This window comes from Celeribacter marinus (genome assembly GCF_965656515.1).
GTDB lineage: Bacteria > Pseudomonadota > Alphaproteobacteria > Rhodobacterales > Rhodobacteraceae > Celeribacter > Celeribacter marinus_D.
Map to the genome: position 1 here is coordinate 6,883 of NZ_CBFHKW010000059.1, position 8,813 is coordinate 15,695.

Here is an 8,813-nt window from a genome sequence, read left to right on the forward strand (position 1 = left end):
GCGATCAGCGCATCTTCGTTGATCTCTACTTTGGCGTCGAGTTTGCCTTCTGCGACGAACTTCTCGATGAGGCCGAGGTTCACAACAGAGAATTTCTTGCGGTTTGGCTTGTTGAAGCCGCGCTTTGGCAGACGTTGGTAGAGGGGCATCTGGCCGCCTTCGTAGCCTTTGATCGCTACACCCGAACGGGATTTCTGACCTTTGATACCACGGCCACCCATTTTACCGGTGCCGGAACCTGGACCACGGCCAACGCGTTTGCGTGCTTTGGTGGCGCCTGCGTTATCACGCAATTCATGTAGTTTCATGTCGCTTCTCCTTTGCCGGAACTGCCCTCCAGCGACGGAGTGGGCAAACACGGCTTACAAATGTTGATTCTTAACGGACGGATGCCCGACTTGGGGCGTATAAACGGCGTGGATTAACTTGGCAAGTGGGCGCGCTCACACCCGTTTGGATGCCTTAGATGTCACCAGTGCAAAGGCAATTCCGCCAGTCAGTGTGATCTGTGTCGCCGCATTGCCAAGTGCGCGGATCGACCACTCCCAATGTCGACAGAAGCGGCACCGGTTTGAAAGCTAATATTGCGGGCAAAATAATTTTTATTGTTGACGCATTGAGGTGACCGCGACACTCTCCCCAAAGGTTGCATAAAGGCGGCCTTGGGAGACTATGTGTCAAATTGCGCCACGCCAAAACCTACAACATCCACAGCTGCTGAGCTCGGCACCCGCATGCGCGCGTTGCGGCACCGGATGTCAATGACGCTACATCAAGTTGCGGCTGCATCAGGTGTTTCGGTTGGATACATTAGCCAAGTCGAGCGCGGGAACGCGACGCCGACCTTGGGTACACTCAACCAGATTGCCCAAGCCCTTGACGTCGATACAGGTTACTTTGTGCGCACGCCCTGCGCCGTTGACAGCCTGACGCGCGGCGGCGCCCGCCCCAAATTTGCAGTCCCCGGATCACCGATTGAATATGAACAGATCGGGGCCGAGCGCGCAGGACATGAGTTGACATCATTTGTCATCAACGTGCCACCTGGATACGCTTCCGAAGTGGTTCACCACATAGGCGAGGAGATCATCTACATCCTTGAGGGTGAAATTTCACAGATGGTCGGAGAGCGTGAGTATCTGATGGGTGTGGGAGACAGCCTACACTATTTAGGCGCGACTCCGCATTGCTGGTCCAACAAAACCGACAAGCCCGCGCGCATACTGTGGGTAGGGCGGATGCAATACGGAAAATCCAGCGAAATAGAGAGCATACAGATCGACCCCCCGCATGACATGTTGCCCCTGCGGGGTTAAAAATAACAAAAACGTTCAACAAGGAGAGAACAGAATGTCTATTCGGAAAATCATGACCACCGGCTTGCTGCTGAGCACGCTTGGTATGGCTGCACAGGCGCAATCGCTTGTGTATTGCTCGGAGGGTTCCCCTGAGGGGTTTGATCCAGCTTTGTTCACGTCGGGTACCACATTCGACGCGTCGAGCCACCCCCTCTACAACCGCTTGTCGGAATTCAAGGTTGGCACAACTGAAACCATCCCTGGTCTTGCCGAAAGCTGGAACGTGTCCGAGGACGGCAAGAAAGTCACCTTTAACCTGCGCAAGGGCGTCTCGTTCCACTCGAACGCCGATTTCACACCCACGCGTGATTTCAACGCTGACGATGTGATCTTTAGCTTTGATCGTCAGGGCAACCCAGAGAACCCATACCACGAGGTCTCAGGCGGCACGTGGGAATACTATGGCGGCATGTCGATGCCTGATCTGATCGAGAGCATCGAGAAAGTTGACGACTACACGGTTGTGTTCAACCTAACCCGTCCAGAAGCGCCCATTATTGCCAACATGGCGATGGACTTTGCCTCGATCGTGTCCAAGGAATACGCGGATGCAATGTTGGCCGCAGGCACGCCCGAAATGCTCAACCAAGCGCCGATTGGTACTGGTCCGTTCACGTTCCAAGCCTACCAAAAAGACGCTGTTATCCGCTATCTGCGCAACGATGCGTATTGGGGTGACAAAGCCAAAGTCGAAAGCCTGATCTTTGCGATCACGCCCGATGCGTCAGTGCGTTACCAGAAGGTTCAGGCGGGCGAGTGTCACGTAATGGCCTATGCAAACCCTGCTGACATTTCTGCGATGCAGGCCGCGGATGATATTGTTGTGATGCAGCAAGAAGGTCTCAACGTCGGCTACCTCGCCTATAACACCAAGGTTGCACCCTACGACAATGCGAACGTCCGCAAGGCGTTGAACATGGCGATCGACAAACAAGCGATCATTGATGTGGTTTTCCAAGGGTCCGGTCAAATCGCAAAGAACCCGATCCCGCCAACGATGTGGTCGTATAGCGAAGCAACTGTTGATGATGCTTATGATCCAGAAGCCGCAAAGGCCGCTTTGGAAGCGGAAGGCGTGACAGATCTGAACCTGAAGATCTGGGCCATGCCGGTTCAGCGTCCCTACAACCCGAACGCGCGCCGTATGGCCGAGCTGATGCAAGCGGACTTCTCCAAGGTTGGCGTGAACGTCGAGATCGTGTCCTACGAGTGGGGTGAATATCTTGAGCGGTCCAAAGCTGAGGATCGTGATGGTGCGGTTCTTCTCGGTTGGACGGGTGACAACGGTGATCCCGATAACTTCCTAGCCGTTCTTTTGGGGTGTGACGGCGTTGGCGCATCAAACCGTGCACAGTGGTGTAACGAAGAGTTCGAGGCGTTGATCCAGAAAGCCAAAGTTCTGCCAACACAAGCAGAGCGGGCAGCTCTCTATGAGGAAGCACAAGCGATCTTCAAGGACCAAGCACCTTGGGCCACAATCGCGCATTCGGTTGTCTACATGACCATGCGTCCAGAAGTTGAAGGCTATGTTGTCCACCCACTTGGGGGTCACATCTTCAACCAAGTTGGCCTGTCGCAATAAGCGGCTTTTAAATCAGAGGGTGGCGTGTCACGCGCCACCCTCATCTATTTTCGGACCACCAAGGGAGCACGCAGCCTGTGTCAAATTCACTATCCGATCGCCTGTCTGACTATGCCCGCGTTGCCAGCGATCTAGGCGTCGATGCCGTAGCTCTTGTGCCTGGTCCCAATTTTTCGCGCGCACTTGAACATGACTTCATGAGCCACGAGCGTCCGTTTTTGATTGTGATCCCCGCACATGGCCCCGCCGCCGCATTGGTGCCCAATCTTGAGCTTGGAAGCTGGGCCGGTGTCGGGTTTGACGGCGCGGTTTTTGATTGGCGCGACCAAACCGGCTACAGCGACGCCTTTGCCCAATTGATGGCGCATCTCAACATTTCATCTGTGGCCGTCGAGGGGCAGGTCATGCGCGTTTTTGTGCATCATGCCCTTATTGCCGCGCAGCCGACATTGAAAATCATTGATGGCGAGCGTGAGATTTCCGGCCTGCGGATGATCAAAACCTCGGCAGATATTGCCGCGATGCAAGAGGCCATTGATATTTCCGAGCGCGCCCTGCACCGCACATTGGCCAGTATCAAACTGGGCCAATCCGAAAAGCAGATCGAGCAAACGTTGATCAAATTCCTGTTTGACGAAGGAGCCGACGATCTGGCGTTTAGCCCGATTGTTGTGGCCGGTGACGCCACCGCGATGCCGCACGCCCATGCGCGTGGTGACTACATGGTCAAAGCAGGCGATGCGATGTTGTTTGATTTCGGGGCGCGCAAAAACGGCTTTGCCGCCGACATCACCCGCACTGTTTTTCTGGATCATGTCAGTGACGAGGGGCGCGCGGTTTACGAGACCGTGTTGGCCGCGAATTTGGCGGGATTGGCCATGACGCGCGCGGGTGTGACGGCGCATGAGATCGACGATGTTGTCACATCGGTCTTGGAGGCCTCGCCCTACGCCGAGCGCATCCGCACCAAGACCGGACACGGTTTGGGCCGCGATGTACACGAGGCTCCGTACATTATGCGTGGCAATCATATGCCCCTGCCCGCAGGCACGGTCTACACCAACGAGCCGGGTCTATATGACATTGGCAACTTCGGTGTACGGATCGAAGATGATGTACTGATCACCCAAGACGGGTGTGAAACCCTGACCCGCTTTCCCAAAGAATTGATGGTGATCTCATGCTGAACTATGCGCTTAGCCGCCTGCTGACCTTCATTCCCACATTCATCGGGGTCACATTGATCTCGTTCAGCTTCATCCGCGCCCTGCCCGGTGATCCTATCCAAGTTATGGCTGGCGAACGCGGTATTTCCGATGAACGCTACGCCGAATTGGCAGCACAATTTGGCTATGACCGCCCGATATATGTGCAATTTTGGGATTACCTGACAGGGGTGTTGCAAGGCGACCTTGGTACCTCGTTTGTGACCAAACGCCCCGTCTGGGACGAGTTCTTTGCCCTGTTCCCTGCAACGCTTGAACTCTCGATCTGTGCCATGATCTTTGCGGTGGTCATTGGATTGCCTGCGGGTGTGATCGCCGCCGTGAACCGTGGCAAATTCGCAGACCGCGCGTTGATGTCCACGGCTCTGATCGGCTACTCAATGCCCATTTTCTGGTGGGCCCTTTTGCTCATCATCATGTTCTCGGGCATGTTGCAATGGACTCCCGTGTCCGGCCGTATTGATCTCATTTACTACTTCCCCAACCCCACGGGCTTTATGTTGATCGACAGTGTCGCATCTGGTCAAAAGGGCGCGTTCGTCTCGGCGGTGCGGCACCTGATTTTGCCCACCATTGTGCTCGGCACGATCCCGTTGGCTGTGATTGCACGCCAAACCCGCTCCGCGATGCTCGAGGTTCTAGGCGAAGATTACATTCGAACCGCGCGCGCCAAAGGGATGTCGCCCACGCGCATCAACGGGGTGCACGCCCTGCGCAACGCTTTGATCCCCGTCATTACCGTGATCGGCCTGTCAGTCGGCACATTGCTCGCGGGGGCTATTTTGACCGAGACCATTTTTAGCTGGCCCGGTATTGGCAAATGGATGGTCGATAGTATTTTTCGCCGCGACTACCCCGTTGTTCAAGGCGGGCTATTGCTGATTGCCGTGATGGTGATGATCGTGAACCTTACCGTTGATATGCTGTACGGCGTCATCAACCCCAAGATCCGGAAGCGATAGAATGAGCAATATCGAGCAAACTCCCGACAGCCACGCACGCCCCGGTCGCCTTGGCGAATTCTGGTTCTATTTTCGCGAAAACCGCGGGGCGGTCATCGGATTGTGGATTTTTGCGGCCTTCGCATTCCTTGCGTTTTTCGGCCCGTGGGTCGCACCGCATGATGCCACAGAACAATTTCGTAGCGCGACGTTACAGCCCCCCGTCTGGCAAGAGGGGGGATCGTGGACCCATATCCTTGGTACAGATCCACTCGGGCGCGACATGCTCTCGCGTCTGATTGTCGGTGCGCGATACTCGTTCTTTGTGGGGGTTGTCGTCGTGAGCATCGCGGCCACGGGCGGCATTATCATCGGGTTGATCGCGGGGTTTGCCCCCAAATGGCTCGATAGCATCATCATGCGGATCATGGACATTGTGTTGGCGTTCCCCTCCTTGCTTCTGGCGCTCGTGCTGGTTGCCGTTTTAGGCCCGTCACTCACCAATGCGATGATTGCAATCGCCATCGTTCTGCAACCTCACTACGTCCGACTAACGCGCGCCAGCGTCCTATCGGAGCGCCAAAAGGACTACGTTACCTCCGCTCGCGTGGCGGGGTCCGGCGTTGTACGATTGATGTTTGTGACGGTGTTACCCAACTGCTTGGCGCCTATTATTGTGCAAGCGGCCTTGTCATTCTCCACGGCCATTCTGGACGCGGCCGCCCTTGGGTTTTTGGGGATGGGCGCGCAACCCCCGACCCCTGAGTGGGGCACCATGCTCGCCGAAGCCCGCGAGTTCATCTTGCGCGCATGGTGGGTGGTGACATTCCCCGGCATTGCCATTCTCGTGACCGTTCTGGCGATCAATTTGATGGGTGACGGGCTACGCGACGCACTTGATCCGAAACTGAAGCGGAGCTAACCGATGACCCTTTTACGCATCAGAAACCTCAGCGTCGATTTCACAACGGCATCGGGTAAATTTCGGGCCGTGGACAGCGTTGATCAGGACGTCAACAACGGCGAGATTCTGGCCATTGTCGGGGAAAGCGGCTCAGGCAAATCGGTGTCGATGTTGGCGCTGATGGGATTGTTGCCATGGACCGCCACAGTCACGGCCGACGAGCTAACATTCGATGGCCAAGACCTGCTGACAATCGCCCCCAAAGCGCGGCGTAAAATCATTGGCAACGATCTTGCCATGATCTTCCAAGAGCCAATGTCATCACTAAATCCCTGTTTCACCGTTGGCTGGCAAATACGCGAAGCCCTACGTGTGCAATTGGGCATGGGGCGGCGCGAACGCCATGCCCGCGCTATTGAACTGTTCGAACAAGTTGGCATCCCTGACCCTGAAAAACGGCTCGCGGCCTTTCCACACCAGATGTCTGGCGGCATGAACCAACGCGTGATGATCGCTATGGCGATTGCCTGTCGGCCCAAATTGTTGATCGCGGATGAGCCTACGACCGCGCTTGATGTCACCATTCAGGCGCAAATTCTTGACCTGTTGGCATCCTTGCGCGACGAGACGGGCATGGGGCTCGTGCTCATCACCCACGACATGGGTGTTGTGGCCGAAACCGCCGAACGGGTCAGCGTTCAATATGCAGGCCAAAAGATCGAAGAGCAGCCTGTTGTGCCGCTGTTTGAAACACCGCACCATCCCTATACCGCCGCTCTATTGGATGCCCTGCCAGAGCGCGCAACCGAGCGCCGCTTGCCCACCATACCCGGTGTTGTGCCCGGCCAATTTGACCGTCCTGCGGGGTGCCTATTTGCGCCGCGCTGCACATTTGCCGATGCAAAGTGCAAGGTCCAAGCCCCTCCTGCCCTACACGGCGATAGCGATGATGCGCGGTGCTTTTATCCACTAAATATGAATGAGAGGGCTGCGTCATGACAGATCCGGTAATGACGGCCACGGCACTCGAGCGGCATTATGAGATCAGCGGCGGAATGTTCCGAAAGCCGCGCACACTCAAGGCCGTGGCGGGGGTCGATTTCGACCTCTACCCCGGGAAAACACTCGCGGTTGTGGGCGAGAGCGGGTGCGGAAAGTCGACCCTCGCGCGCCTTGTCACCATGATCGAAGAACCGACATCAGGGTCGATCACCTTGGACGGCAAACCCGTGATCCCGCAAGACTGGGCCTCATTGCGCAAGTCCGTGCAGATCGTGTTCCAAGACCCCTACGGATCGCTCAACCCGCGCCAACGGGTTGGCACGATCCTAGAAGAGCCGCTTAAAATCAACCGCCCTGATATGAGCGCCGAAGAGCGCACCGCCAAGGCGCGTGAAATGCTTGGGCTGGTCGGCCTGCGCCCTGAACATTTCGAGCGCTATCCACATATGTTTTCGGGCGGTCAACGCCAACGCATCGCGATCGCACGCGCCCTGATGCTCGACCCAAAGGTGCTGGTCCTTGATGAGCCCGTCTCCGCCCTTGATCTATCAATCCAAAGCTCGGTTCTAAACCTATTGGTTGATCTACAAGAGCGGCTGCAACTGGCCTATCTGTTTATCTCGCACGACCTAAGCGTGGTGCGCCATGTCGCCGACGATGTCATCGTGATGTATCTGGGGCGCGCCGTGGAAAAGGGCAGCCGCGCAGCGATCTTTGACGCGCCGTTTCATCCGTACACCAAAGCACTGCTTTCCGCGACGCCGCAAGCCAACCCGCGCCTGAAAAAGGAGCGTATCAAACTTGAGGGCGAACTGCCGTCCCCGTTGGCAATCCCCGAGGGCTGCCCGTTCGCGCCGCGCTGTTGGAAAGCACAAGACAAGTGTCGCAAACTACGTCCGACCCTTAACAGTGAGGCCCATTGCGCCGCCTGCTTTTTCCCTGAAAACGGTGGAACAGCGGCCTAATTGGTCGCCCGAAACCACCAATAAGGGGGCGCGTTTTGCACCCAAGGCCTGATCGTTGTGGTCGGTTTTGGGTAGATCGGCATCACCCTACGCGCGATAAAAAAGGGCCGCAGGTTTATCACTGCGGCCCTTTGTCTATGGTTTAGGCAGATCTACGCGTTACCACGTCCACGAAACGCCCGCTTTATAGGCGACTTCGCTGTGCTGGCCCTTTGCGATGGACCCTTGCATGATCGCGCCATTGGGCAACATGTGGCCAAACCCAAGACCAATTGCGTTATAGCCGCCGTAGCCGCCAAGACCGATTGCCATGCCTGACTTTCCAGGGGTCAATGAAAGATCGGGGGTGGATGCCAGAACAGCGGCCAAACCGCTATACAATTGACGGACGTTGACCGCATCGAATTCGGCCGTGCCATCGGCAACGCCGTGCACCTGAATTGGAGCGCCCGTTGCGGAGTTGGAGAAGGTCGCACCATTGTCGGCGAGCGTCATGCTGCTTGACGTCGAACCACCCGAAACCACTGTTTTGGTCTCTTGGACGACCACGCCATGGGTGTTGCCATCAGCATTTGTCACGACCATTGCAGCCGTGGTGCCGGATGTCGTGTCGGTTGCCTCAACTTGAACAAGCTTGCCGTTGTCATCCGCGACCCAACGTACCTGCCCGTTGCCCGCCACGGCAATACCGTTTTCATACGGTACAAGAGCACTGCGTGACGCCGCACCAGGCGTGACGTTCACGTAAAAGCTTTCAGAGCTAATGACTGCCGTATCGCCAGCAGCAACAACGTAGTTTTCATCAGCATTAATTCTTACATTGGTGTCGGCAAAC

General features: G+C 56.4%; 9 protein-coding genes. 7 read left to right on the forward strand and 2 right to left on the reverse strand.

Annotated elements, in window-relative coordinates; all coding sequences use genetic code 11:
* Positions 1-308 (reverse strand): 50S ribosomal protein L15 (rplO, locus tag ACTG34_RS11625; protein ID WP_439105065.1); only part of this gene is annotated, 308 nt, incomplete at its 3' end.
* Positions 309-674: 366 nt separating this feature from the next.
* On the opposite strand from rplO, the gene ACTG34_RS11630 reads away from it, so the two are divergent.
* From ACTG34_RS11630 to ACTG34_RS11660, 7 genes are all read left to right on the forward strand, one after another.
* The gene (locus ACTG34_RS11630; RefSeq protein WP_439105066.1) at positions 675-1,316 is read left to right on the forward strand and encodes a helix-turn-helix domain-containing protein; all 642 of its coding nucleotides are present in this window, start codon (positions 675-677) and stop codon (positions 1,314-1,316) included.
* A gap of 34 nt (positions 1,317-1,350) precedes the next feature.
* Positions 1,351-2,940: an ABC transporter substrate-binding protein gene (locus ACTG34_RS11635; RefSeq protein WP_439105067.1), complete on the forward strand. Its 1,590-nt coding sequence runs from the start codon at positions 1,351-1,353 to the stop codon at positions 2,938-2,940.
* Positions 2,941-3,017: 77 nt separating this feature from the next.
* On the forward strand, positions 3,018-4,127 hold the full coding sequence (locus tag ACTG34_RS11640; RefSeq protein WP_439105068.1) for a M24 family metallopeptidase: 1,110 nt from the start codon (positions 3,018-3,020) through the stop codon (positions 4,125-4,127).
* The gene (locus ACTG34_RS11645; RefSeq protein ID WP_439105069.1) at positions 4,121-5,128 is read left to right on the forward strand and encodes an ABC transporter permease subunit; all 1,008 of its coding nucleotides are present in this window, start codon (positions 4,121-4,123) and stop codon (positions 5,126-5,128) included. Before ACTG34_RS11640 ends, ACTG34_RS11645 begins: the two co-directional genes overlap by 7 nt.
* 1 nt (position 5,129) lies before the next feature.
* Positions 5,130-6,029: an ABC transporter permease subunit gene (locus tag ACTG34_RS11650; RefSeq protein ID WP_439105070.1), complete on the forward strand. Its 900-nt coding sequence runs from the start codon at positions 5,130-5,132 to the stop codon at positions 6,027-6,029.
* A gap of 3 nt (positions 6,030-6,032) precedes the next feature.
* Positions 6,033-7,010, forward strand: coding sequence for an ABC transporter ATP-binding protein (locus ACTG34_RS11655; RefSeq protein ID WP_439105071.1), 978 nt, complete (start codon positions 6,033-6,035; stop codon positions 7,008-7,010).
* The gene (locus ACTG34_RS11660) at positions 7,007-7,978 is read left to right on the forward strand and encodes an ABC transporter ATP-binding protein (protein WP_062220468.1); all 972 of its coding nucleotides are present in this window, start codon (positions 7,007-7,009) and stop codon (positions 7,976-7,978) included. Before ACTG34_RS11655 ends, ACTG34_RS11660 begins: the two co-directional genes overlap by 4 nt.
* A gap of 159 nt (positions 7,979-8,137) precedes the next feature.
* Here ACTG34_RS11660 and ACTG34_RS11665 read toward each other — a convergent pair.
* The coding region (locus tag ACTG34_RS11665; protein WP_439105072.1) for a YadA-like family protein at positions 8,138-8,813 on the reverse strand (676 nt) is incomplete at its 5' end.